22 protein-coding genes and 1 tRNA gene are annotated in these 23,914 nt (G+C 35.1%); 2 read left to right on the plus strand and 21 right to left on the minus strand.

The window, feature by feature from the left end:
• Positions 1-63: 63 nt before the first annotated feature.
• The gene (locus AC2A1D_RS00515) at positions 64-378 is read left to right on the plus strand and encodes a DUF4286 family protein (protein ID WP_484041712.1); all 315 of its coding nucleotides are present in this window, start codon (positions 64-66) and stop codon (positions 376-378) included.
• Between the two features lie 50 nt (positions 379-428).
• On the opposite strand, the gene AC2A1D_RS00520 is transcribed toward AC2A1D_RS00515, so the two are convergent.
• From AC2A1D_RS00520 to amaB, 17 genes are all read right to left on the minus strand, one after another.
• Positions 429-704, minus strand: a complete 276-nt coding sequence (locus tag AC2A1D_RS00520; protein ID WP_484041713.1) for a hypothetical protein — start codon at positions 702-704, stop codon at positions 429-431.
• A gap of 105 nt (positions 705-809) precedes the next feature.
• Complete coding sequence (locus AC2A1D_RS00525; RefSeq protein WP_484041714.1) at positions 810-1,361, minus strand: N-acetyltransferase family protein; 552 nt, start codon at positions 1,359-1,361, stop codon at positions 810-812.
• The gene (locus AC2A1D_RS00530) at positions 1,306-1,818 is read right to left on the minus strand and encodes a DUF421 domain-containing protein (protein ID WP_484041715.1); all 513 of its coding nucleotides are present in this window, start codon (positions 1,816-1,818) and stop codon (positions 1,306-1,308) included. Before AC2A1D_RS00530 ends, AC2A1D_RS00525 begins: the two co-directional genes overlap by 56 nt.
• Positions 1,819-1,910: 92 nt before the next feature.
• Positions 1,911-2,315, minus strand: coding sequence for a hypothetical protein (locus AC2A1D_RS00535; protein ID WP_484041716.1), 405 nt, complete (start codon positions 2,313-2,315; stop codon positions 1,911-1,913).
• A 212-nt stretch (positions 2,316-2,527) separates the two neighbouring features.
• Entirely contained in the window at positions 2,528-2,710 is a 183-nt protein-coding gene (locus AC2A1D_RS00540; protein ID WP_484041717.1) for a hypothetical protein, read from the minus strand.
• Positions 2,711-2,782: 72 nt separating this feature from the next.
• Positions 2,783-3,382, minus strand: a complete 600-nt coding sequence (locus AC2A1D_RS00545; RefSeq protein WP_484041718.1) for a hypothetical protein — start codon at positions 3,380-3,382, stop codon at positions 2,783-2,785.
• A gap of 6 nt (positions 3,383-3,388) precedes the next feature.
• A complete protein-coding gene (uvrA, locus tag AC2A1D_RS00550) occupies positions 3,389-6,217 on the minus strand; it encodes an excinuclease ABC subunit UvrA (RefSeq protein WP_484041719.1) in 2,829 nt (942 codons plus the stop codon).
• A gap of 181 nt (positions 6,218-6,398) precedes the next feature.
• Entirely contained in the window at positions 6,399-6,779 is a 381-nt protein-coding gene (locus tag AC2A1D_RS00555; protein WP_484041720.1) for a hypothetical protein, read from the minus strand.
• A 30-nt stretch (positions 6,780-6,809) separates the two neighbouring features.
• Positions 6,810-6,883: transfer RNA gene (locus tag AC2A1D_RS00560), tRNA-Ala, on the minus strand.
• Between the two features lie 184 nt (positions 6,884-7,067).
• Complete coding sequence (locus AC2A1D_RS00565; RefSeq protein WP_484041721.1) at positions 7,068-8,483, minus strand: efflux transporter outer membrane subunit; 1,416 nt, start codon at positions 8,481-8,483, stop codon at positions 7,068-7,070.
• 19 nt (positions 8,484-8,502) lie between these two features.
• Positions 8,503-11,649: an efflux RND transporter permease subunit gene (locus tag AC2A1D_RS00570; RefSeq protein WP_484041722.1), complete on the minus strand. Its 3,147-nt coding sequence runs from the start codon at positions 11,647-11,649 to the stop codon at positions 8,503-8,505.
• A gap of 1 nt (position 11,650) precedes the next feature.
• The gene (locus AC2A1D_RS00575) at positions 11,651-12,835 is read right to left on the minus strand and encodes an efflux RND transporter periplasmic adaptor subunit (protein WP_484041723.1); all 1,185 of its coding nucleotides are present in this window, start codon (positions 12,833-12,835) and stop codon (positions 11,651-11,653) included.
• 1 nt (position 12,836) lies between these two features.
• Positions 12,837-13,301, minus strand: coding sequence for a transcriptional regulator (locus AC2A1D_RS00580; RefSeq protein WP_484041724.1), 465 nt, complete (start codon positions 13,299-13,301; stop codon positions 12,837-12,839).
• Positions 13,302-13,415: 114 nt separating this feature from the next.
• Complete coding sequence (locus AC2A1D_RS00585; RefSeq protein ID WP_484041725.1) at positions 13,416-13,928, minus strand: N-acetyltransferase family protein; 513 nt, start codon at positions 13,926-13,928, stop codon at positions 13,416-13,418.
• 127 nt (positions 13,929-14,055) lie between these two features.
• A complete protein-coding gene (locus AC2A1D_RS00590) occupies positions 14,056-14,286 on the minus strand; it encodes a DUF2007 domain-containing protein (RefSeq protein WP_484041726.1) in 231 nt (76 codons plus the stop codon).
• A 60-nt stretch (positions 14,287-14,346) separates the two neighbouring features.
• Entirely contained in the window at positions 14,347-15,672 is a 1,326-nt protein-coding gene (gene lat, locus AC2A1D_RS00595; protein ID WP_484041727.1) for an L-lysine 6-transaminase, read from the minus strand.
• A 44-nt stretch (positions 15,673-15,716) separates the two neighbouring features.
• Positions 15,717-17,267, minus strand: coding sequence for an L-piperidine-6-carboxylate dehydrogenase (gene amaB, locus AC2A1D_RS00600; protein ID WP_484041728.1), 1,551 nt, complete (start codon positions 17,265-17,267; stop codon positions 15,717-15,719).
• Positions 17,268-17,403: 136 nt separating this feature from the next.
• On the opposite strand from amaB, the gene AC2A1D_RS00605 reads away from it, so the two are divergent.
• On the plus strand, positions 17,404-17,601 hold the full coding sequence (locus AC2A1D_RS00605; protein ID WP_484041729.1) for a hypothetical protein: 198 nt from the start codon (positions 17,404-17,406) through the stop codon (positions 17,599-17,601).
• A 77-nt stretch (positions 17,602-17,678) separates the two neighbouring features.
• Here the strand turns inward: AC2A1D_RS00605 and AC2A1D_RS00610 are convergent, their stop codons facing one another.
• The 4 genes from AC2A1D_RS00610 to AC2A1D_RS00625 form a co-directional block, all read right to left on the minus strand.
• The gene (locus tag AC2A1D_RS00610; RefSeq protein ID WP_484041730.1) at positions 17,679-20,495 is read right to left on the minus strand and encodes a multicopper oxidase domain-containing protein; all 2,817 of its coding nucleotides are present in this window, start codon (positions 20,493-20,495) and stop codon (positions 17,679-17,681) included.
• An 87-nt stretch (positions 20,496-20,582) separates the two neighbouring features.
• Positions 20,583-21,056: a DUF3347 domain-containing protein gene (locus tag AC2A1D_RS00615; protein ID WP_484041731.1), complete on the minus strand. Its 474-nt coding sequence runs from the start codon at positions 21,054-21,056 to the stop codon at positions 20,583-20,585.
• Positions 21,057-21,158: 102 nt separating this feature from the next.
• A complete protein-coding gene (locus AC2A1D_RS00620; protein ID WP_484041732.1) occupies positions 21,159-21,536 on the minus strand; it encodes an HYC_CC_PP family protein in 378 nt (125 codons plus the stop codon).
• Positions 21,537-21,681: 145 nt separating this feature from the next.
• On the minus strand, positions 21,682-23,886 hold the full coding sequence (locus AC2A1D_RS00625; RefSeq protein WP_484041733.1) for a TonB-dependent receptor plug domain-containing protein: 2,205 nt from the start codon (positions 23,884-23,886) through the stop codon (positions 21,682-21,684).
• Positions 23,887-23,914: the final 28 nt, after the last annotated feature.

Raw genomic sequence — 23,914 nt, forward strand, 5'->3', positions numbered from 1 at the left:
AGAAAAAAATACCGATTTTTGCCCTAGAAATTATCCACAAAATCTTAAATAAATCATAAATAAATGAGCGTTCTTAGCATCACCTTTCATTGTCCAAAAGATAATCTTGAAGCATGGTCTCAATACGTTGACGAAGAGTTGATTACATTAGCAGAAAATCTTCTTGATGTAGATAAATATATCCTATCTGAAGTGCAAAGCGATTATATCGAAGAAGGAAAAAACTACAATCTCCTATTGGTTTTTGAACATAGTGACCTCCGAGAAGATTTCATTAAAAGCGAACTTGAGAACATCGCTGAAAGAATTTTCAATAAATTCGGGCAGGATATTATGATTTTCAATACGTTTCTAGATCCTATTCAATCAAAGATGTAATAACAAAAAAACCGGTATTTCTACCGGTTTTTCTTATACTTTTTGATACATTATGGATTAATAACAATGGCAACTCTTGGTGGTCTTGGCGGCGCTACATAAACGCTTACCGGCGCTGGATGATGCACTACAGGACGATAATATCTATGTCTTACAGGTTCTCTGTAATATACCACCTCTCTTGACGGTCTTGTGTGGCAGTAAGCCACTTTTTTGTAATGTCCTTTTCCGTGCTTATGATGATGCTTCTGTGCACTTACCATACTTAATCCTGCAGAAAAAACCAACATCATTACAGCTCCTGCAATTTTAATCAAACTCTTCATATTTCATTGTTTTAAAAATTCAAAACAACCACAACAATGAAAGTGCCAATAATTGATTATGATTATAAATCCTGCAAATTTTAAGAAACTTTATAATGTTTTATGTTAAAAAATCGATTCACTTCTTTTTTCAAGCATCACTACATCTTTCCATTCACCATTCAGTTTACCTAGTTTCTTTCTAACGCCCACTGTTCTAAAACCGAATTTTGCATGAAACTTCAATGACACTTCATTCTCTGGAAATATATTCGCTTGAAGCGTCCAAAAACCTCGCTCTTCGCTATCTACAATAAGCTTTTTCAACAGTATCGAACCTAAACCTTGTCCTTGATACGCATTATCAAAATAAATACTGATCTCGGCAACACCTTTAAAACATTCTCTTTTGCTTACAGGTTTCAAACCACACCATCCAATAATTTCGCTTTTATCATTTTCTAAAATCCAACGGCATTCTTTTAGAAATTCCATATCCCAAGCTTCAGGTGAAGGACTTACAGTTTCAAACGTTGCAATCCCACCATCTATCCCCTGTTGGAAAATTTCTAACACTCTAGCTTCATCACCGGGACGCATTTCTCTTAGTTCGTAATACATTTTAATGATATTTTCTTTTACTTTTTCTTTTAATTCTTGTGTAATGGGTTTGCTCACCTTTTGCATCCATAGAAATTACACTTATATTCCCATCTACTTCCAAGACCGAAAGTTTTACATTTTCAATTCCATCCACGCCATGTTCTCTGATAGATTCTTCAAGCTCTGCTTTGGAGATTTTCACTCTGTTTAAGGCAGGTTCATCTACTTTTCCATCTCTTACTAAAATTACAGGGTCGTCTTCAATTAAACTATTAAATTTAGGATTCTTAAACATGAATCTTTTAACGATAAAATTAGCCGCAAAAAGAACAAGAGCCGCAACAATCCCACCCTGTAAAGAAGTATCTGAACCAACCATCGCATTTTGAACAGCATTAGAAATAAGAAGCAAAAGCACAACATCTCCCGCATTGAGCTGTGAAAGTTGATTTTTACCAAATACCCGAATTGCGACCATCATAAATAAATAGACACAAAGCGAGCGGAAAACTACGTTTAAAATTTCTTCCAATGTAAAACGATATTAGAAAACAAAAATAACTAATTGGCAGACATAAAAAAAACTGTCTAAAAAGACAGTTTTAAAAATACTATTTTGTTGTATTATCTGTTGTTGATATCTACTCTTACAGGCATTACATAGCTTGATGCAAGAACTTTATCATTCAGTTTTGAAGGATCTATTTTATACTGTAACCCGTTTAAAATGTTTTCAATTTCTTTGCTTACATATTTGCAGTCTCCTGTTGAGTGTACGTTTACAATCTTACCACTTTCAGAAATATCAAATTTCACTTCGGAATTTACAACCCCTTGTTGATAATCTTGATTTGTGAAATCAAAATTAGCCATTAATAAATTTCTAACTTCGTTAAACGTATCATTTTTATTAAGTTTAACTTCTTGAATGGTATTATCTGAAGAAATCTGAGCTTTTACCGTATTGAACATTGCTGCAAAAACGAATAAAAAAACTGATGCTGCTGCTATTTGAATTTTATTTTTCATAACTCTTTGATTTTAAAAATTACTGTTCCTTTTCTATTATCTTAAACCAAAGATATATAAATAAATTCATACAAATTTTACATTCAGTTAATATTGGGTTAACATTAAGTTGTAATATACTGATTGTCAAGTGAATAAATTTTTAAAATAATTAAAAATTTAACATTGGAAGTAAAAAAAATGCCTGAATTTTAGAAATTCAGGCATTTTTTTTATTTTTTTCTTTGCCCTGGAGCAAATGGTTTTGCCGACTTTGTACCGTAGACTTTTTTGGCTTGTCCGGGAGGCATTGGTTTAGAGTTGTAGCTTCTTCCCGCCGGATACGTTCTTACTTCACAAGAAACAAATGATAACGAGAAAATAACTGCTGCTAATATAAATTTTAAAGATTTCATAACAATTTTTTGTCTAAGGATCGCAAATATGGTACCAAATAAGATTTGAAGCCAATATTGAGCTTTTTATATTTACATTCCTTCAATTATTCTTTTAGAATTAAGTTCATCAAGAATAAATTTCGCATCACTTTCTGTGATATATTTACACTCATACAACCAATGAATTCTAGCAATCTGTACATGTGTGGGAATTAAATTATCTACTTTATAATATTCTTTAAGATAAAAATCTTTTTTACTTTCTTTAATATTCGAGATAAACAAGTCAACCATTTCTTTATCGTTCTTATTGTAGTAAAACTTCAAAGGTCTTTTAGCAGAAAGATGTTTCGAAGCTTCGTTTCTAAACTCATTATTACAAAATCCTATTGTAACTAAAGCAGGAATCATGCAAGCAATAAAAACAAAAAGTCCATTAGGATAAGAAAAATTGTAATAATCATTAATTATTATCGATAAAAAAATACCATTGAACAGCATTGAAATCGCCAAAATAATCAATACAAAATCTTTTGATTTTCTTGAAACTGTTTCTTCTTCGTAAATATCTTCAAAATGAATTTTAAATTCATAAGCGTCATTCATAAAATTATCTTTTACAAAAACACCATCATCCTGAATTTCAAAATACTTAGAATTTCTTCCGTTTTTTTGTGTTAAAGTTTTCATTTTACATTACATTTCCTTCTTCAAAAACTTCCCAGTCAAGCTCTTTTTAGACTTAATTATTTCTTCTGGAGTTCCTTGTGCTACAATTTGTCCGCCGTGTTTTCCGCCTTCTGGACCAACGTCTATAATATGGTCAGCAAGTTTTATCACATCCATATTATGTTCAATAATGATGAAAGAATTTCCTAATTCAACCAACTGATTAATGGCATCCATCAAAATTTTTACGTCTTCAAAATGAAGTCCGGTTGTAGGTTCATCTAGAATGTATAAAGTATTTCCGGTTTGTCTTTTTGCCAATTCCGTAGCCAATTTTATACGTTGTGCTTCACCTCCAGAAAGCGTTGTCGATTGTTGCCCCAAAGTAATGTAACCCAAACCAACATCCTGCAAAGTTTTTACTTTTGCAAAGATTTTAGGAATCGGCTGGAAAAATTCTACCGCTTCATCAATCGTCATATCCAAAACATCAGAAATCGATTTTCCTTTGTAACGAACTTCCAAGGTTTCCCTGTTGAAACGTTTTCCGTTGCACGTTTCACAATGTACGTAAACATCGGGTAAGAAATTCATTTCGATCACCTTCAAACCGCCGCCTTGACAAGTTTCGCATCTCCCACCTTTTACGTTGAAAGAAAATCTTCCCGGTTTGTAACCACGAATTTTAGATTCTGGCAATTCGGCAAAAAGATTTCTGATATCGGTAAACATTCCGGTGTACGTTGCAGGATTTGAACGAGGCGTTCTTCCAATCGGAGTTTGGTCTACATCTACGATTTTATCGATGTTTTCGAGTCCTTCAATTTTTTTGTAAGGCAAAGGTTCCTGAACTGCTCTGTAGAAATGTTTATTCAGAATTGGGTATAAAGTTCCGTTAATTAAAGAAGATTTTCCACTACCCGAAATCCCAGAAACCACGACCAATTTCCCCAAAGGAATATCGAGCGTTACATTTTTAAGGTTATTACCTGTAGCGCCTTTTAATACTATATTTTTACCATTTCCTTCTCTTCTTTTTTCAGGAATGGCGATTTTTCTTTTTCCGTTGATGTATTGAGCGGTAATTGTATCGGCTTTCAGTAAATCTTTTGGTTTTCCCTGCCAAAGAATTTCACCTCCGAATTTACCTGCTCTTGGACCGATGTCTAAAACTTCATCTGCTTCCAAAATCATGTCTTTATCATGTTCTACCACCAAAACTGAGTTCCCTATATCGCGAAGATTTTTTAAAGAATTAATCAATCTTTCGTTGTCTCTTTGGTGCAAACCGATGCTTGGTTCATCTAAAATATAAAGAACGTTCACCAACTGAGAACCAATCTGAGTTGCCAAACGAATTCTTTGAGATTCGCCACCAGAAAGCGTTTTAGAAGACCTGCTCAAACTTAAATAATCCAAACCAACATCCAGCAAAAACTGAAGTCGGGTTTCAATTTCTTTTAAAATTTCGTGAGCGATGATGGCATTTTTCTCTGTAAATTTATTTTTTACATCCGCCAACCAATCTTTTAAATCTGCTAAACTTAAGGCATTAATTTCAGCGATATTTTTTCCATCAATTTTAAAACTTAAACTTGAAGGTTGAAGACGCGTTCCTTTACATTCCGGACAAGTTTCTTCTGTGGTAAAATGTCTTTCTAGCAAAATTGCTTCGTAAGATTCTCTTTCCTCGATCAATTCTTCCATAAAAGGAATCAATCCATCAAAACTGATTTTGATTTTCTTGGTAATACCGGCGTATTTTAAGTCTTTATTAAATTCCTTATGACAACCGTTATACATGTAATCTAGCGCTTCTTCAGGAATATCTTGAAAAGGTGTCGCCAAGCTCAATCCGAAAATCTCAAGAATATTTTTAATCTGAGACAAAATCCATTTATTAGATTTAATATCTTCCAAAGGCAACAAACCACCTTGGTTGATTGATAATTTGGGGTTTTCTACAAAATAATCGGTGTTGATTTTTTTAATCGTTCCCAAACCTTTACAACTTGGGCAACTTCCTTTCGGAGAGTTAAAAGAAAACGTGTTTGGTTCTGGTAACGCAAGAGAATTTCCAGTCTCGGCATCCATTAAATTTTTAGAAAAATATTCAATGTCTGTGCTTCCCAATTTTTGAATTCCTATTAAACCTTCTCCCATTTCCATGGCGGTTCTCAGAGATTTTTCCATTCTGGCTTCAGAAGCAGATTCTCCGATAATCCAACGGTCGATTACGATATCAATATCGTGGGTTTTGTAACGGTCAAGTTTCAAATCATATTCAATATCTTGAAGTTCACCATCAATTCTTGCCTGTCCGTAACCTTTTTTCGCCATTTGAACGAAAAGCTCGTGGTAATGCCCTTTTCTTGAACGAACGACAGGCGCCATCAACATAATTTTTTCGCCTTTATAATTTTCCTTAATGGTATCAAGAATTTGCTCTTCGGTGTAGCTTACCAACTTTTTTCCTGTCGTTTGAGAATACGCATCTGAAACTCTCGCAAATAAAAGACGGAGAAAGTCGTACAATTCGGTAACAGTTCCCACCGTTGAACGTGGGTTTTTGTTGGTGGTTTTTTGCTCGATGGCAATTACAGGTGATAAACCTTCAATTTTGTCAACATCAGGACGCTCCAATCCTCCTAAAAACTGTCTTGCGTACGCCGAAAAGGTTTCGATGTAACGACGCTGTCCTTCTGCAAAAATGGTATCAAAAGCCAAAGACGACTTACCACTGCCCGAAAGACCAGTGATAACAACCAATTCGTTACGAGGAATTTTTACGTTGATGTTTTTTAAATTGTGTTCACGTGCTCCGTAAACTTCGATATATTCTGTTGATTTGCTCATAATTCGGCAGTGATTTTAGCTGAAAATCACGAAGTGCAAAAATACGGATTTTTAAATAATTAATAGTAGAGATTACACACTGAAACTTGTTTTTCGGAATATTAAAATAATTTAATCTTCAATTTTTTAATAAAAAAACCACAGCTTAAAAACTGTGGTTTGTATATCGATTTAATAATAATTATTTATCGTCTTTTTCGCCTGTCCAAGTTCCGCTTCTTGCAGGTGAAGGAATGTTGTTATTCCAAGTTCCGTTTCCTGTTTTTTGGATATTCAGATTTCCGTTGAAAGTTCCTTTTACTGGCATTGTAAGTTCTGCAACTAATTGACCTGTTCTATCTAAATGACCGTTGATTGCGTAATTTTCTTTAAAAGTCTCCGAATGCATTGTTCCGGTTACGTCGCCATCACTGGCTACAACAATATTCCAATCTCCTTTATCGTTAGATCCGGTGTACGTTCCAGACCAAGTTCCGATGTAATCAACGATAGTTAAATCATCATCAGAGTTACAACCGATAAACATGAAAGCCATTAAAACAAGTAAAAAATATTTCTTCATAAGACTATGAGGTTTGATAAAGTTTTTTTGTGGAGAATACGGGATTCGAACCCGTGGCCTTTTGACTGCCAGTCAAACGCGCTAGCCAACTGCGCCAATCCCCCTCTTTTGTAAGAAGCGTTACAAAAGTAAGTAATTAAACCATATATGCAAATATTTTGTTAAATTTTATTGAAGAAGTATTGAAAAATATTGCTAATTGCTTACAATTCATCAAAAAAGAAAACGTATGCCCCGAAAAGCATACGTTTAAAACAAGATTAATATAAAATCAATGCGATAGTAAGATTATCTCCACCCGCCACCTAAAGCCTGGTACAGATCTACTGCCGCTTTCATTTTGCTGTATTGTGCATTGGAAATATTCAGTTCGGCATTTAAAGCACTTACATTTGCGGTAAGTACTTCAAGATAATTTGCCATTCCGTAATTCACCAATTCCTTAGAGAAACTTACAGAATTTTGATATGCTGTTAATTCTTTTCTTTTTAAAGCAATAAAAGAATCCTGAACAGAAAATACTCTAATTGCATCAGAAACCTCTTTCCCTGCGGTAAGCATTGTTTTTCTGAAATTAAGATACGCTGTTTCTTTATTGGCAAGACTTACATCATAATTGGTTCTGATTTGTCTTTTATTTAAAATAGGCTGCACTAAACTTCCTACAACACTCGCAAATAAAGAGTTTACACTAAACAAGCGATCTATGTCTACAGACTGCACCCCAGTAGAACCCGTTATTCTTAAAGTTGGATAAAACTGTGCTTTTGCTGCATTGGTTAATTCGAAAGCATTCATCAAAGAATATTCAGCCTGCATTACATCGGGTCTGTTGGCTAAAAGATTTGCTGGATAACCCGTTTTAAGTTCCGTAGGAATAACCTGAACTTCAAGCGTAGAACGTTCAATATTTTGAGACGGAACCGCCATCAACAAACTCATTGTATTTTCTAAAAGTTGAATCTGAGTATCGATGTCTATTAAAGAAGCTTGTGCGTTGTACACTAAAGCTTCGCTTTGCTGAACGGCAACTTCTGTAAGAGTTCCTGCTTCTTTTAAAGCTTTTGATGCTTCAAGATTCTGCTCTCTTACTTTAATGGTTTCCGAAATAATTTTCTTCTGCTGATCCAACGTTAACAACTGATAATACGCTGAAGCGACCGAAGCCACCAAACCGCTTTTAACTGATTTATGTGCCGCAACTGTCCCTAAATAAGTTGCCAATTGCGCTTTTTCTTGCGCTTTTAATTTTCCCCAAATATCGGCTTCAAAACCTAGACTTAAAGTAATATCATATTGATTAATGTAACGTCTCGTCCCGATAATCTGCCCAAACTGTGTATTCACAGACTGAGTCTGAAATGTATAATTTGGTCCTACAGAAAGAGTTGGTTCGTATGCTGCTTTGCTTTGTTTCAGATACGCTTCTGCAGAATTAATACTTTGAAGCGCAATTCTGATATCCAAATTATTCTCTAAAGCTTTCTCGATATGACCTTGTAAAATGGGGTCTGTGAAAACCTCCTTCCAAGAAATCTCTGCCATAGATAGAGAATCTTTAGGAAGCATATCTGTACGGAAAAGATTTTCGCTAGTAACATCCTTTGGTCTTTCGTATTCTTTCCTGATGTTACAAGAAGAAACTACTGCCAAAGTAAGCACCGAAAAAGCTGTTCCTTTTATATAAATTGATAATTTTTTCATTTTTAAAACTCTAAATTTCTTACTCGGCTAAGTTCATGTCTTTTGGCTTGATAGGTTTTACTTTTTCCTGTAAAGCCTGGAAGATTACATATAAAACCGGAATCACAAATACTCCTAAAATAGTTCCGATAAGCAACCCAATTGCTGCACCTGTTGCAATAGAACGGTTACCAACGGCTCCAATTCCGCTTGCCAAAACCAAAGGCAAAAGACCACAGATAAATGCTAAAGAAGTCATTAAAATAGGACGAAGTCTTGCTTTTGCCGCATTTACCGCAGATTCTACAATTGTTTCACCATGATGTCTTCTTTGCACTGCAAATTCTACAATCAAGATGGCATTTTTAGCTAAAAGTCCCACCAACATAATCAAAGCGATCTGGAAATAAATATTATTTTCTAGCCCCATAATTTTTTGCCCAAAATACGCTCCCATAACTCCCAATGGTAAAGAAATAACCACCGTTAAAGGAAGAATATAACTTTCGTACTGCGCTGCAAGAATGAAGTAAACAAATACTAAACTCAAGGCAAAAATTAACATTGTTTGCGAACCAGAAGCTAGCTCTTCTCTAGAAAGACCTGTAAATTCGACACCATAATTTTGATCTAAAGTTTCACTCGCCACTTGTTGTACAGCCGCAATAGCGTCTCCTGTACTGAAACCTGCAGCATTTGCTCCTGTAATTTTTACTGAACTAAATAAATTGTAACGCCCAACAGATTGTGGCCCGTAAGTTTTCGTCAACGTAACAAACTGAGAGATTGGCGACATTGTTCCAGAGCCTGTTTTCACGTATAATTCGTTCAAATTACTTGCATCTTTTCTATCATCCGGCAGAGCTTGAATCATCACTCGGAACTGTTTTCCGTACTTGGTAAAGTCTGCGCTGTAAATTCCCCCAATGTAACCTTGCATCGTTTCTAAAATAGAGTTTACAGATACACCCATCTGTTTTGCCAATGGAACATTGATTTCCATTTGATATTGAGGATATTTTGTATTGAAAGAGGTTTGAGCAAACTCAATTTCAGGTCTTTGCATTAGATTGCCAATAAACTCATTGGTTTTCCCGTCTAAACTTGCAAAATCACCACCTGCTTTATCTAAAAGTACCATCTCAAAACCAGCACTGTTCCCAAATCCAGGTACACTTGGAGGTTGGAAGAATACTACTTTTGCATCTGGAACAGTTCCTGCAAGACCAAATAATTTTTTAGTAATTGCATCAGAACTAAGGTCGTCTCCTTTTCTTTCGTCGAAAGGCTTTAATTTAATGAAAGCCAAACCATTATTACTTCCGTTTCCAGACAACAAACCTCTACCTGTAGAAATCGTCACCCCTTGAATTCCTGGAATTTTCTGAGCGTTTTTCTGCAAAGTTTTCAGAACCGCATAAGTTCTTTCCATAGAAGCACCTGGAGGAAGCTGTACATCGGTAAAGATAATTCCTCTGTCTTCTGTAGGTACAAAACCTTTCTTCATGCTTGAGCTTGCCCAATAAATGATCCCTCCTGTGATTGCAAAAATCAATAAGGTTACCCATTTATGCTTAATCAGGAAATTAAATCCTCTTCCGTAACGTTCTGTTGCGGTTTGGAAAGCGATATTAAATTTATAAAAGAATTTCTGAATGAAATTTTTCTTTTCATAACCTTCATGATGCTCTGCGTGAGGTTTTAAGAACAATGAACATAAAACCGGACTCAACGTTAAAGCATTAATTGCCGAAATAATAATCGCAACAATCAAAGTAATCCCAAATTGCTGGTAAAATACACCGGTTGGACCTGTAATAAACGTAACCGGAATAAATACCGCCGCCATTACCAAAGTAATTGAAATAATTGCACCCGTAATTTCGTCCATCGCTTCTACGGTTGCTTTTTTAGCATCAGGAATTCCCTGCTCCATTTTTGCGTGAACGGCTTCTACCACCACAATTGCATCATCTACCACAATACCAATTGCTAATACCAAAGCAAAAAGTGTTAATAAATTTAATGAATATCCAAATAAATTAAGGAAGAAAAATGCTCCCACAATAGAAACCGGAACTGCAATGGCCGGAATTAATGTAGACCTAAAATCCTGCAAGAAAATATACACTACGATAAACACCAAAATAAATGCTTCGATTAAGGTATGAATTACCTTCTCAATAGACGCTTCAAGGAATTCATTGGTATCAAAGTTGAATGTATATTTTACACCTTCCGGATAAGAAGCTTCATTAGCTTTCAGCTGTTTTTTGATGTTTTCTATAATCTCTTGTGCATTAGAACCAGGTGTTTGAAATACTCCCATACTAATGGAAGGATTGTCGCCATTTTCCCCAACTCCTGAGTAAGAAAGACCACCTAATTCTACTTTAGCAACATCTTTAAGCATTAAATTCTGCCCGTTTGGAAGAGATTTAATGATAATATTGTCGTATTGCTCTTTCTCGTTGAATTTACCTACATATTTAATGATATATTCAAAAGAACTCCCGCTGTTTTGTCCGATAGAACCCGCTGCAGCTTCTCTACTCTGCTCATTAATTGCTGTACTTACATCTCCTGGAGTAATTCCGTACGCCGCAAGTTTTGCAGGGTCCAACCAAACTCTCATCGAGTAGTTTTTACCTCCAAAAACGTTAGCTTCACCTACTCCATTAATCCTTTGAAGATTCGGGATTACATTAATGTTTAGAAAGTTTTGAAGATAAACATCATCAATATTTTTATTTTCAGAATAAAAAGAAAGATACATCAACGCACTGGTTTGTTGCTTTTGCGTAACAACTCCTGAACGAGTAACTTCACTTGGCAAAAGCGGGCTCGCTCTTGATACACGGTTTTGTACGTTTACCGCAGCAATATCGGGGTTAATTCCTTGTTTAAAAAACACCTGAATCTGTGCTGAACCATCATTTCCCGCAGTAGAAGTAATGTAATCCATTCCTTCCACCCCGTTAATTTGCTCCTCTAGAGGAACAACAACGCTTTTCATAACGGTTTCTGCATTTGCACCGGTATAATTTGCTCTCACACTTACCGTTGGAGGAGCAATGTCTGGATATTGTGTAACCGGTAACACAGTAAGCCCCAAAACACCGAGAATAACGATGAGTATGGAAATTACAGTAGACAGAACCGGTCTGTTTATAAAGTTCTTAATCATGTTAGAATTTCGGTTTTAGAGATTTTACCACTTCATCTGTTGTGGTGGGTTGTTTTTTTACTGGAGTTCCGTTTTTCAAACTTCCAACACCTTGTGCAACAACATCATCACCTTGTTTTACACCATCTTTTATCAATGCTAAATTGTCGATTCTGTCGATGATATTTACCACTGTATTTTTCGCAGTATCTTTATCTACTTTATATACGTAAACAATACCTTGTTGCTCGTACGTAGAACTTTCCGGAATTACTAAAACATTGTTGTAGTATTTAGGAAGTCTAATTTTACCGCTGTTTCCGTTGCTTAATAGTTTTTGAGCGTTTGTAAATGAAACTCTAAACTGAATAGTTCCTGTTGAAGAATCAATTTGCCCAGTAATAGCTTCTACCCTTCCTTTTTCAGGATAAAGACTTCCGTTTGCCAATTCTAATTCTACCATCGGAAGATTCTTAATTTTCTCAGGCATCGACGCTCCCGGAGTTTTTTCTAGAAAATCGAAATATTCTTTTTCGTTCATAGAAAAGTAAGCGTAGATTTCTGAAGTATCCGAAACCGTCGTTAAAGCCGTTTGATCTGAAGGGCCAACCAAACTTCCCACTCTTAATGGTAATTTGCCAATCACCCCTGAAATAGGCGCACGAATAATAGAATATTCCACATTCGCTTCTGCACTTTTATAATTGGCAACCGCCTGGCTTTTTGCCGCTCTCGCTTGTTGAAGCTGAGCTTCAGCTTGTGCTAAATTGGCTTGTGCAGTTTGCAATTGTACATTGCTGATAATTTTTTTCTGAACCAAAGGTTGCAGTTTATTCACTTCCACATTTGCGGCAGCAACAGCAGCTTGAGCAGCAGCAATATTAGAATCTGCAGCACCAACTCCTGCTTTTGAAGCAGCGGCCGTTTGGCTCAAAGTATTGGTTTCAAGACGGAAAAGCGGTTGTCCTTTCGTTACATATTGCCCTTCATCTACCAAAACTTGAGTAATGTATCCTTGAATTTTAGCACGAACATCGTTATTTATTTTTCCCTGAATACTTGCAGGAAAAGTTTGATAACCTGTAATGTTTCTGCTTTCAACCTTTATCACCGGATAAGGTTTGGCAGCATCTTGCTTAGGTTCTTCTTTCTTACACGACGCCAAACTAAGAGCGGCTGCAGAAAGTATAAGTAGTTTAGTATTCATTCTATAGTTTATTAAGAGATTCTTGTATATTTTTTATATTTCTACTAAGCAGGTCTTTGTAGGCAATTACCCTTTCGTTGTATTCTTCGTAGTTTTTGTTTTGTTTTTTATTGAAAACATCAAGGTCGTCCAGAAGTTTTAGCTCGTCTTGCAGTTTTTGTACAATTTTTTCAAACCTGATTCTTTTATAATCATCATTAATGTAAAAATAGCGCTTTCTTTCATCAATTTTATTGTGGTCTACAATGAGTTCTGCATTTAAAAGAAGAACCAAACTTGTAGAAACCGAGCTTTTACTCGCTCCGAAAACGTCTACAAACTCATCAAAAGTAACGCCCGCTTTTTCAAAATCGAAAAGCAGGTACGCATAAATTTTTGAAGCTAATGGAGGTAAACTAAAAACTGTGCTGTAAAAACGTACAGCATCCTGAAAAATCTTGTCATCAAACTGAATGTTTGTATCCATAACCAAAATTTTAGCAAAAGTAAATATTGGTTCGGAACAAAACGAACAAACTTGATAGACTTTTTTAATTAAATGTTTAAGAAAGAATCAATGAGAACAGATTTAACTTTTGCCTTAAAAAATAATCTTCTCAAATGCTTTGCGCATTCCACCGGCGAGCATTACTTCGCCACAGTAAGAATATCCTTTACTTTCAAGGATTTTGAGCATCGCAAGATTATCAAAGTTGGTATCTACTTTTATACTTTGAATGTTGTGTGATCTTGTAAAATCTTCAATTTTGTCGAAAAGAATTTTCACTAAACCTTTTCCGTGGAAGTTTTCGTCTACCGCAACACGATGGATTACCACAAACTCGCCATTACTTAGCCAAGCTCCTTCAATGGAAGAATACGCAGGTTCGTCATTTAAAATTAAAGCTGTGTACACCGCAATTTCCTCATCTACAGTTAAAACAAATCCGAAACCTTTCGAAACATCAGATACAATGGTATCTCGGTTTGGATAACCATTTTGCCATTGATTACTGCCTTCGCTTTTTCTTCTAGCAATCGCTTGTTGAATAATTTCCCAAATTCTATCAACCTCTGCATGTTTGGCATTTCTTAATTCTATTTTCTGTTCCATTGAATGTTGATTTGTTATTTTTGAATTAAAACTTTCCACAAATTATAAGCCACAAAAAACCGAAAACTAATGAATTAATTTTCGGTTTCGAAGTAGTAAAATTTAAAATTATGAAATTGTTTTTTATTTAATTTGTTTGACTTTGTTGCAAATAAGCGTCGATAATTTCGAATGCTTTTTTCTCGTCTTTTAAGTCTACCATTACCTTCAAAGTAGTTGCAGTAGGCGTTGTAGTAAAAGTGAGATAATTGTTTTCTGTTTCGCTTGCAATATTTGCGTCGTCTAGCTTTGATTTAATCAACTGAATTTCTGCTGGTTTGTCGCTTTCAAAAACTGATACTCTCGTACTTCTTTCCATATATTTCATTTTGAGTACCTAAAATTAGTGAAAAACTTATGCAAAAGCAAATTTTATTATTTAAATTTCGTTAATGTGGTATATAATTTTATCTAAAACTATCTGAATTTCTTCCTCTGACACAGTAAGATGCGGTCTGAACCTAATCGATTGATCGCCACATGGTAAAATAATCACGCCGTTATCATACAAAATACTTCTTAGATGATTTCTTTGCTCCGGCGTCGGCAAATCTATTGCGCACATTAAACCACGACCTCTTGCATTTGAAATTTTATCCGGGAATTTATTTTGAAGGTCCAGTAAACCATTCAATAAGAACTCGCCTACTTTTCTTGCATTTTCTACCAGGTTTTCTTTTTCAATAACTTCCATTATCATTTTAAAACGAAGCATATCGGTAAAGTTTCCTCCAAACGTAGAATTGATTCTAGAACTTTCTCTGAAAACGTTGTTGGGAATTTCATCAAACTTTTCTTTGTTGGCTAAAATTCCGCAAACCTGCGTTTTTTTACCAAACGAAATAATATCCGGTCTTACACTAAAATGTTGAAAAGCCCACATTTTACCGGTAATTGCGATCCCTGTTTGTACTTCATCAAAAATTAATAAAACTTCGTTATCATCACATAGTTTTCTCAACCCAACAAAAAACTCGTCACGGAAATGATTGTCGCCACCTTCTGCTTGAATAGGTTCAATAATAATACATGCCACTTTATCAGGATTCATCAAAATCGCTTCTTCAATCTGAATTAAAGCCAATCTTTCGTTTTTGATGGTTTCTTCTAAATTTTCTTCGGTAATTGGAAACTGAAGTTTCGGATTTAAAATTCTTGGCCAGTCAAATTTCGGGAAATACTGATGTTTTCTTGGGTCTGAAGTATTGGTTAAACTTAAAGTGTAGCCACTTCTTCCGTGAAACGCTTGTCTGAAATGAATGCAAATTCCTGCTTCTATATCCAAATCTTTTTCAAAATTCTTTCTGGTTTTCCAATCAAAACACGCTTTCATGGCATTTTCAACCGCTAAAGTTCCGCCTTCAATGAAAAAAGCATATTGCAATTCTTCTGGCATCACCACGCGTTCAAATGTTTCTAAAAATTCGGCATATTCTTCGGGATATACATCTGCCAAAGTTGGTTTGTTGATGGCCATTTTTCCAAGCCATTCTGCTCTTTCCAAAAGATACGGATGATTGTAACCAATGGAAGCCGAAGCAAACATCGAAAACATATCGAGGTAGTTTTTCCCTGAAACTTTATCATGAATCCACGAACCTTGAGATTTTTCAAGGTCGATTACAAAATCAAAACCATCCGCTAAAACGTGTTTGGCAACGGTAGATTTTACTTTATTAGGTTGTATTTCTGTGTAATTTTCCATATTAATTTTTGTTTTTCAACGTTGTTCCTATTTTAATTAAAGCTTTACAAATCGAATTTAATTCCTTGTGCTAAAGGAAGTTCCGCTGTATAATTTATAGTATTGGTTTGTCTTCTCATGTAATACTTCCAAACATCAGAACCAGATTCTCTTCCACCTCCAGTTTCTTTTTCTCCACCGAAAGCACCACCGATTTCTGCGCCGGAAGTTCCAATATTTACATTCGCGATTCCACAATCTGAACCTGCATGAGAAAGGAACAATTCTGCTTCTCTCAAATTCTGCGTCATGATTGCCGAAGACAATCCTTGAGGAACATCATTTTGCATTGCAATCGCTTCCTCCAAATTTGAATATTTCATGATATACAAAATCGGTGCGAAAGTCTCGTGCTGAACGATTTCGTAAGAATTTTTCACTTCAGCAATACATGGTTTTACATAGCAACCTGATGAATAATTTTTACCTTTTAAAACTTCACCTTCAACGATGAAATTTCCTCCTTCAGATTTACATTTTTCTATTGCTTTAACGTAGTTATTTACCGCATCTTCGTCAATTAAAGGACCAACATGATTGTTTTCGTCTAAAGGATTTCCGATTTTTAATTGTCCGTAAGCTTTTACCAGCCTGTTTTTAACTTCATCATACACACTTTCATGAATAATTAATCGTCTTGTAGAAGTGCAACGCTGTCCTGCAGTTCCAACAGCTCCAAAAACGGCTCCAATTATCGACATATTCAAATCTGCGTGCTCCGAAATAATAATTGCATTATTCCCTCCCAATTCTAAAATCGATTTACCAAATCTTTCCGCCACTTTCGAAGAAACCATTCTTCCCACTCTTGTAGAACCTGTGAAAGAAACTAAAGAAACTCTTTTATCTTCAACTAATTTTTGTCCAATTTCGTGGTCTGCAACCAAAACGCTAGAAATACCTTCTGGAAGGTTGTTTTCCTTTAAAACTTCGTTCATAATATTTTGGCAAGCGATGGCGCAAAGTGGTGTTTTTTCGGATGGTTTCCAGATGGTAACGTTTCCGCAAATCCATGCTAAAGCTGTATTCCACGACCAAACTGCTACCGGAAAATTGAACGCTGTGATAATCCCAACAATTCCAAGAGGATGATATTGCTCGTACATTCTGTGACCAGGTCTTTCGGAATGCATCGTGTAGCCATGAAGTTGCCTAGAAACACCCACCGCAAAATCGCAGATATCAATCATTTCCTGAACTTCTCCTAAACCTTCCTGAAGAGATTTACCCATTTCGTAAGAGACCAATTTCCCTAAATCAGCTTTGTATTCTCTTAATTTTAAACCTAACTGTCTTACGATTTCACCTCTTTTTGGTGCAGGAATTTGTCTGAATTCTTTGAAGGCTTTCTCGGCTGTCTCAATTACCGTATCGTAATCAGACTCGCCTGAAACCTTTACTTTTGCTATAAGATTACCATCTGCAGGAGAATAGCTTTCTATTGTTTTTCCAGAGGCGAAAAATTTACCTCCTGTAGAAGTTCCTTTATTTTCTTCTTTAATACCCAGATTTTGAAGTGTTTTTTCAATTCCAAAATCTTTAGATTTTTTTGACATAAATATTTAGCTTTTCGTTTTTCTAAAGATAAAAAATTATCGGTAACAAAAAAATTTAAGAGAATTTAGATTGAAAATTATTTGGAATGATTATAAATATGACTATCTTTGTAGGGTAATCATTTGAATTTCAGAGATGGAAAATAACAAAACGGTAAATGAAGCGGAAGACGAAAAGAAAAAGTCTAAATGGAAATCGCTGGTGAAGAAATTTGGCATCGGTGGTATTATTTTCTTTACCGTGAAAGGAATTATTACTTCTACGCTTATTTATCTTTTAGGAAAGAATTTCTGGACGGTAATTAGCAATTATTTTACGACCTTATTTGATTAATTATTGATAAAATCTCTACACAGCGAAACGGCTCCGAATTTTTCGGAGCCGTTTCTTTTATATGATCTTAAAGCACATTAGTATACCAAAGTAACACCTGCACCCCATCCCATTTCGTTGTCGTAATTCCCAGATAATGAAAGCCATTTCTGCACAATGTATCGCAACCCTGTGTTGAACTCACCATCAGAATTTACCGTAAAATTAGCTCTCCATCTTCTAGAAATCGGAATATCTTCTCTAGATAATTCTAATAAAACTTTGCCATTTTGGTCTACACTTGCATCTGCAGTAATTAACATCGGTAAGACGTACTGCATCCCCAAAACAAAAGCACCTTTGGTTTTAGAAGTAGCTTGCTGCCCAAACCAAGTCTTTTTGCCATGATATTTGGTGTCCATATTTTCAGCCATTATTCTTTCCATAATTTCATGGTTTTTCTGAATTCTAAGACCTGCGTAAGGAAGTGCCCACTGAAATTTCCCCAAAAATCTACCCACTTTAAAATTTCCTTCCCAATGGTTAAAATCCCAGTTTGAATGAAACTCGTTCAAATTGGCCCATCTTGGCCCAATCATCGTCATGCTTTCTGCATGGATTTTATTTGAAGCCACATCAAGCATCGCCATAGAACTAACCATTCTGTTGTCTGCAATAAAATTCTTCCAAGCTAATTTTTTATTTGGCAACTGTGGATTAGGTTTTGAATTTTCATAGCTGAAAATTCTACCCATTCCTGCCATCATATGATACAAAATATGACAATGGAAAAACCAATCACCATCCTGATTTGCGGCAAATTCTATCGTGGTGGTTTCCATCGGCATGATGTCTACCACGTTTTTTAAAGGTGAATATTCTCCCTTTGAATTAATTAATCTAAAATCATGACCATGAAGATGCATCGGATGACGCATCATCGAATTATTATACATTTTAATTCGTAAAATCTCTCCTTTTTTCACTAAAATCTTATCTGTTTCTGCCACCGTTTTATTATCCAACGTCCACAAATAATGATTCATATTTCCTTGAAGTGTAAAATTTAAGCTACGAACACTATCCGTCGGAAGAATGGTTTTTTCAGGAGATTTGATAATATTATAAGACAACCTTTTAATATTTTTTTCTTCAACCATGTTCATTCCAGAATGATTAGAATGGTCTACACCTTCTTTTTCCTTAGTTTTTACGCCCATCATTTCATTCATGTGCTTCATGGTTGTTTTTCTTTGGTTTTCAGAAAGCTCGGGGTACATTACTTCATTCATATCCATCATTTGATTTCCCATCGTCATATTCATCGGTTTCATGTTTCCGCTCATTTCCATCATTCCGTTCATCATTTTCATTCCCTCAAAAAGCATTAGTCTGGGTAAGTTAGGAGCTTCTACTTTTTCCCCTGTACCAAGCCAAAGCGACGCATGACCAATCCTATCTTCGGAAGTTGCACGAAATTCAAAACTTTTATCTTCAGGAATAGTTACTTCAATATCGTAGGTTTCCGACACGCCCACAATTAGACGGTCTACTTCTATAGGAACAATATCGTTTCCGTCGTTGCCCACAACTTTTATTTTACCACCGCCAAAATTTAGCCAGAAATAAGTAGAAGAACCTCCATTTGCAACTCTAAGCCTAACCTTATCTCCAGCTTTTAAATTTGAATATTGAGAACTTGGCTGCCCATTAATTAAAAACTTGTCATAATACACATCACTTACGTCCATGGCTTCCATTCTTTTCCACTCGTTGAGTGCTTTTGTGCCGAAATTTCCAGATTTTATGGCTTCCCAATAACTTTGCACCGCATTTTTTTTAATTGCGTACCAATCGGTATTAGCCATGTGCAGACGTCTTGCGATTTGCTTAGGATTGTCATTACTCCAATCTCCCAACAAAACAGGAATTTCCTGTGTATACTTTACTGCAGGATCGCCTTCTCTTTTTTTGAAAACCAAAATACCATTCATCCCAATCTGCTCCTGCACACTTTCGTGAGAATGATACCAATAAGTACCGTTTTGTGAGATTTTAAATTTATATAAATGAGTTTCTCCCGGTTTTACAGGCTTGGTAGTTAAATTTGGAACTCCATCCTGCTCATTTGGTAAAATAACACCGTGCCAATGAAAACCTGTATTTTCTTTAAGCATGTTATGAAGGTAAATTTCTGCAGTATCGCCTTCTGTAAAATACAAAGTCGGAGCTTGTAACTTTCCGTTTACGGCAATTGCACGACGCTCTTTTCCAGTAAAATTTACAATCGTATCTTTTACATACAAATCATATCGTACCGTTTTACCTCCAAAACTTACTTTACCGTTTGAAGAATTTCTTTTTAAAGAAGAATTTGAAGATTCGGTATCATTCTGAGTTTGAGAATCGTCTTCAATTTCTACCAAATTCATCCCACATTTTGGGCATTTACCCGGTTTATCAGAAATAATTTCCGGATGCATTGGGCAAGTAAATTTCTTGGTGTGATTGTGAAAATCCTTTTTAGGTTGAGCCACAACTTCTTTTGATACAGTTTCGCTTTTATGCTGATTTGTGTTTTTAGGATTCAGAACTTCTGTTGATGTCTTAGTTTTAGCAACAGAACTTGTTTTTTTAGGCTGTGCCACTGTATTTTTCTTCTGAATAGTTGGTTTTTTCTGAATTTCTTTTGTTTTAACCTCTGCTTTAGGAATAGGTTTCACTGCTGGTTTTACAACAGTTTTTGGCTGTAAAACAACCGTTTTTTTCCGTAAGGTCATTCCGCATTTTGGGCAATCTCCCGGTTTGGAAGAAACTACTTCCGGGTCCATCGGACAAGTAAAGTACGTTTTTGTCGTTTGAGCAAAACTGAAAACAGAGAACAAAAGCATCAGAAATATTATCGCTTTTTTCATAATATTTCTATGTTTTAAAGTTGTACATCTTGAAGTAAATTTTAAATCAAGACATACAACTTTCAATTTATTAATAAAATAGGATCACTATTTAATTTCCGACTTTACTGTTCCGCAAGACAACATAGATTTGCCGTAGTAAGGATTTAGAATTTTAGATTCGTCGCTTAACCAGCTTCCGTCTGCCATCGGACAATACTGCACATACACAGGTTTTTCAGACACTTTAAACTCTTTTGTTAAAGCAATCATATTATCAGAAAGATTGAAAAAAGTTTCTCTTTGAGCGCTAATATTTTTTGCCTCAGAAATGGCAGTTGCATCTTTTCTTAAGATATTCAGATTACCTTCCGAAACCTGTTTGTAATCGATAGTTGAAGCTGTTTTAATAAATTCTGAAGCTGCTGTAGATGTTTTTTCTGCATCATCTGAAGCCAATGCCGATTTTATAGCGATATAATTTTGGTAAAGCTTTGAAACTTGTGTATCTTTTTTTGATTGTGCTGAAATAGAAATTATTGAAAATAAAGATAATGCTGTTGTAATGATAAATTTTTTCATTGTTGTAAATTTTAATTTTTATAATAGAATTGTTTAATAGTTTCGCCAATGGCAAAATACTTTTATTCATCTAATGAATTGACATTAAATGAAAAACACATTCTATATTCTAAAATTACAAAAACTAATGAAAATCGGAACCGGCCTATTTTCTGGCGGCGCATTAATTTGAATTTGAGTAAATTTTGTTGCAGAATAAGACTTATCTACAAAGAAAAAGACATATGAAGAAAGTTCAGAAATGTGTTGTAACAAATCAATTTTCAAAAAATCTGATTTCTGAGACTCATCAACTTTTACTAATTTGAATTCTGTTTTACAGCAATCTTTTTTGGTTTTCATACCACATTTGCTGCACACATCTTCCAATTTTTGACTTATAGAAGCAAGTTCATCCATGCAATAATGCACACCGAAAACCGCTCCGCTAGAAAATGCGAAGTAGAAAACCGAAAACAATATTGCAAAAATCTTTTTCATTTTAGCAAAGTTAAAAATATCTTCAATATAGTTGTTATAGAATTTTGTATAGTTGTTATAAAATTCTGCAAATAAAAACTGCAGAAATTTTTTCCGCAGTTTTACAAATTTATTATTAAAAAAATAGCCTAACTAATTTTAATTCTTACTTAATTTTAAATTCAAGTTTTACATTAAAAAATCTTCCAGTAAGTCGCACAGGAACAGGATACATTAAACTCGTATTAGAATCTGTAACCCACTGATTGGCAACAGTATTATTAATATTAAATGCGTTAAAAACCTGAACACCTAAAGTCAATTCATCAAAATTACCCCAAAAACCGTAGGTTTTCTTGTTGTCTTTTCTGTCGATAAACACTTTAGAAAGTCCCAAATCTACTCTTTTATAGGAAGGCAATGTTTTTTGATATTGATACGGGTCGGTGAAAACCGGCGCTCCATTTGGAAGTCCCATCGCATAAGTTAGCGTAAGATTTACGCGCATCGAAGGGAATTTCGGCATATAATCCTGATAAAACATCGCAAATCTAAATCTTTGGTCTGTTGGTCTTGGAATATAACCCCTTCCATCAATATTTTCATACACTCTTGCGTAACTCGCAGACAACCAAGAATCTATACCCGGAACAAATTCCCCAAAAAGTCTTGTATCAATTCCGTACGCATAACCTGTTGCATTGTTTTTTCCTGAATATCTAATTCTCACATTATCCATATAATACGGAATTAGATTATCCATTTTTTTATAATAAAGTTCGGTTGTTAATTTAAACGGTCTATCATCAAAAGTAAATTCATAATCATTTTTTAAAATTGCTTGAATCGACCTTTGAGATTTAATATCCGAATTAAAATTACCGCTCAAATCTTTAATCTCTTTATAGTAAGGCGCTTGATAATACACTCCTCCCGACAAAGTAAACAACATATCGGTATTCCAATCTGGTTTGATAGCAAACTGTGCTCTTGGCGAAAAAATGGTTTCGTTATTGAAACTCCAATGTGCGACTCTCGCTCCTGCATTCACAAAAACTTTGCTTGCTCCCCAATAAAACTTCTGAGAATACTGTCCGTAAGCAGAAAGTCTCGTTGGTTGAATGTGGTTTTTCCCAGAAATACTGTAGAACAAATCTAAATCTGAAGCGTCTAAAACTCTTGGATCAAAAGGTAATTTCGGAATGCTGTAACCACTAGAATCTACCAATTTCCACTCATTGGTAAGGTCTTGTAAATTTTCTTTTTCAAATTTGAAACCTAGCTCAATGTCGGTATTTACATTCGGAGAAAAACGTGTTCTGAACTGAGTTCCGTATGTTTTTACATGTAAATCATTTCGGGCATTTTCAATTTGTCCGCCAACATCAAAAGAAGTAACCGGAGCTCCAGTTATTGGATCATAGGTTTGCAAAACGTAGCTTGAAGCTACTGTATAATACTCTCTTTCACGATTTTGATAGGCAAAATTATCGAGCGTAAACCTCCATTTGTCTGATGCTTTATAATTTAAAGAAACTGTGCCCATCATATTTTTATAAGCATCTTCTTCTTTTCCGTTATAATAAACATTCAAATTAATGGGCTGACTTACCGTTCCGAAATTTACTTCTCGTTCTTTTGGAACCATTTCGTAATCATTTTTAGAGTAAAAACCAATAAATGACAACGATAACTTTTCGTTAAAATGATAATTTATATACGATTGAAAATCATAGTATTTCGGGTTGAAATCTGTATCTTCATTCAGTGTGTTAAGAACGAGATTCGTATTTCTGTAACGACATGAAAATAAAGCCGTAAGTTTTTTATTTTTTGAAGCTAAACCTGTCGTTAATCTTCCTCCAATTAAACTTCCTTCCCCAGAAACTTCAAATTTTTCGGGTTCACGGTAATAAATATTTAAAGCGGAAGACATTTTATCTCCATATCTTGGTTCAAAACCACCGGCAGAAAAATTGACGGTAGAAACCATATCTGGATTGATGATACTTAACCCTTCTTGTTGAGAATTTCTAATTAAAAAAGGTCTGTAAATCTCAATATCATTAATGTAAATAAGGTTTTCGTCGTAATTACCACCACGAACCATGTATTGTGAAGAAAGCTCCGTGTTTGAATTTACCGAAGGTAGCGTTTTAATCAAACCTTCAATTCCACCAGAAATACTGGCTACATTTTTAGCATCTTTAGCCGAAATTCTTACTCCAGTAAGGTCTTTGGAGCCTCTGTCTTTCTTTTGGAAAACAACTTCTTCAATATAATGGGTAACTTTCGCAGTGTCTTTCTTCTTAACTTGCGAAAACACAAGCACAGGAAGCATAAGACCGAGTGGTAAAACTAGTTTTTTCAATAGAAAAGTTTTAAGATTTCGGGGAGTG

The organism is Chryseobacterium sp. HNCC26DJ239, assembly GCF_057180445.1.

Coding starts and splice junctions, on each gene's coding strand:
- uvrA (WP_484041719.1), bottom strand. CDS start 6,217: ATGAGCAAATCAACAGAATATATCGAAGTTTACGGAGCACGTGAACAC.
- AC2A1D_RS00575 (WP_484041723.1), bottom strand. CDS start 12,835: ATGAATACTAAACTACTTATACTTTCTGCAGCCGCTCTTAGTTTGGCG.
- lat (WP_484041727.1), bottom strand. CDS start 15,672: ATGGAAAATTACACAGAAATACAACCTAATAAAGTAAAATCTACCGTT.
- AC2A1D_RS00570 (WP_484041722.1), bottom strand. CDS start 11,649: ATGATTAAGAACTTTATAAACAGACCGGTTCTGTCTACTGTAATTTCC.
- AC2A1D_RS00605 (WP_484041729.1), top strand. CDS start 17,404: ATGGAAAATAACAAAACGGTAAATGAAGCGGAAGACGAAAAGAAAAAG.
- AC2A1D_RS00590 (WP_484041726.1), bottom strand. CDS start 14,286: ATGGAAAGAAGTACGAGAGTATCAGTTTTTGAAAGCGACAAACCAGCA.
- amaB (WP_484041728.1), bottom strand. CDS start 17,267: ATGTCAAAAAAATCTAAAGATTTTGGAATTGAAAAAACACTTCAAAAT.
- AC2A1D_RS00610 (WP_484041730.1), bottom strand. CDS start 20,495: ATGAAAAAAGCGATAATATTTCTGATGCTTTTGTTCTCTGTTTTCAGT.
- AC2A1D_RS00580 (WP_484041724.1), bottom strand. CDS start 13,301: ATGGATACAAACATTCAGTTTGATGACAAGATTTTTCAGGATGCTGTA.
- AC2A1D_RS00520 (WP_484041713.1), bottom strand. CDS start 704: ATGAAGAGTTTGATTAAAATTGCAGGAGCTGTAATGATGTTGGTTTTT.
- AC2A1D_RS00545 (WP_484041718.1), bottom strand. CDS start 3,382: ATGAAAACTTTAACACAAAAAAACGGAAGAAATTCTAAGTATTTTGAA.
- AC2A1D_RS00620 (WP_484041732.1), bottom strand. CDS start 21,536: ATGAAAAAGATTTTTGCAATATTGTTTTCGGTTTTCTACTTCGCATTT.
- AC2A1D_RS00565 (WP_484041721.1), bottom strand. CDS start 8,483: ATGAAAAAATTATCAATTTATATAAAAGGAACAGCTTTTTCGGTGCTT.
- AC2A1D_RS00585 (WP_484041725.1), bottom strand. CDS start 13,928: ATGGAACAGAAAATAGAATTAAGAAATGCCAAACATGCAGAGGTTGAT.
- AC2A1D_RS00515 (WP_484041712.1), top strand. CDS start 64: ATGAGCGTTCTTAGCATCACCTTTCATTGTCCAAAAGATAATCTTGAA.
- AC2A1D_RS00540 (WP_484041717.1), bottom strand. CDS start 2,710: ATGAAATCTTTAAAATTTATATTAGCAGCAGTTATTTTCTCGTTATCA.
- AC2A1D_RS00615 (WP_484041731.1), bottom strand. CDS start 21,056: ATGAAAAAATTTATCATTACAACAGCATTATCTTTATTTTCAATAATT.
- AC2A1D_RS00555 (WP_484041720.1), bottom strand. CDS start 6,779: ATGAAGAAATATTTTTTACTTGTTTTAATGGCTTTCATGTTTATCGGT.
- AC2A1D_RS00535 (WP_484041716.1), bottom strand. CDS start 2,315: ATGAAAAATAAAATTCAAATAGCAGCAGCATCAGTTTTTTTATTCGTT.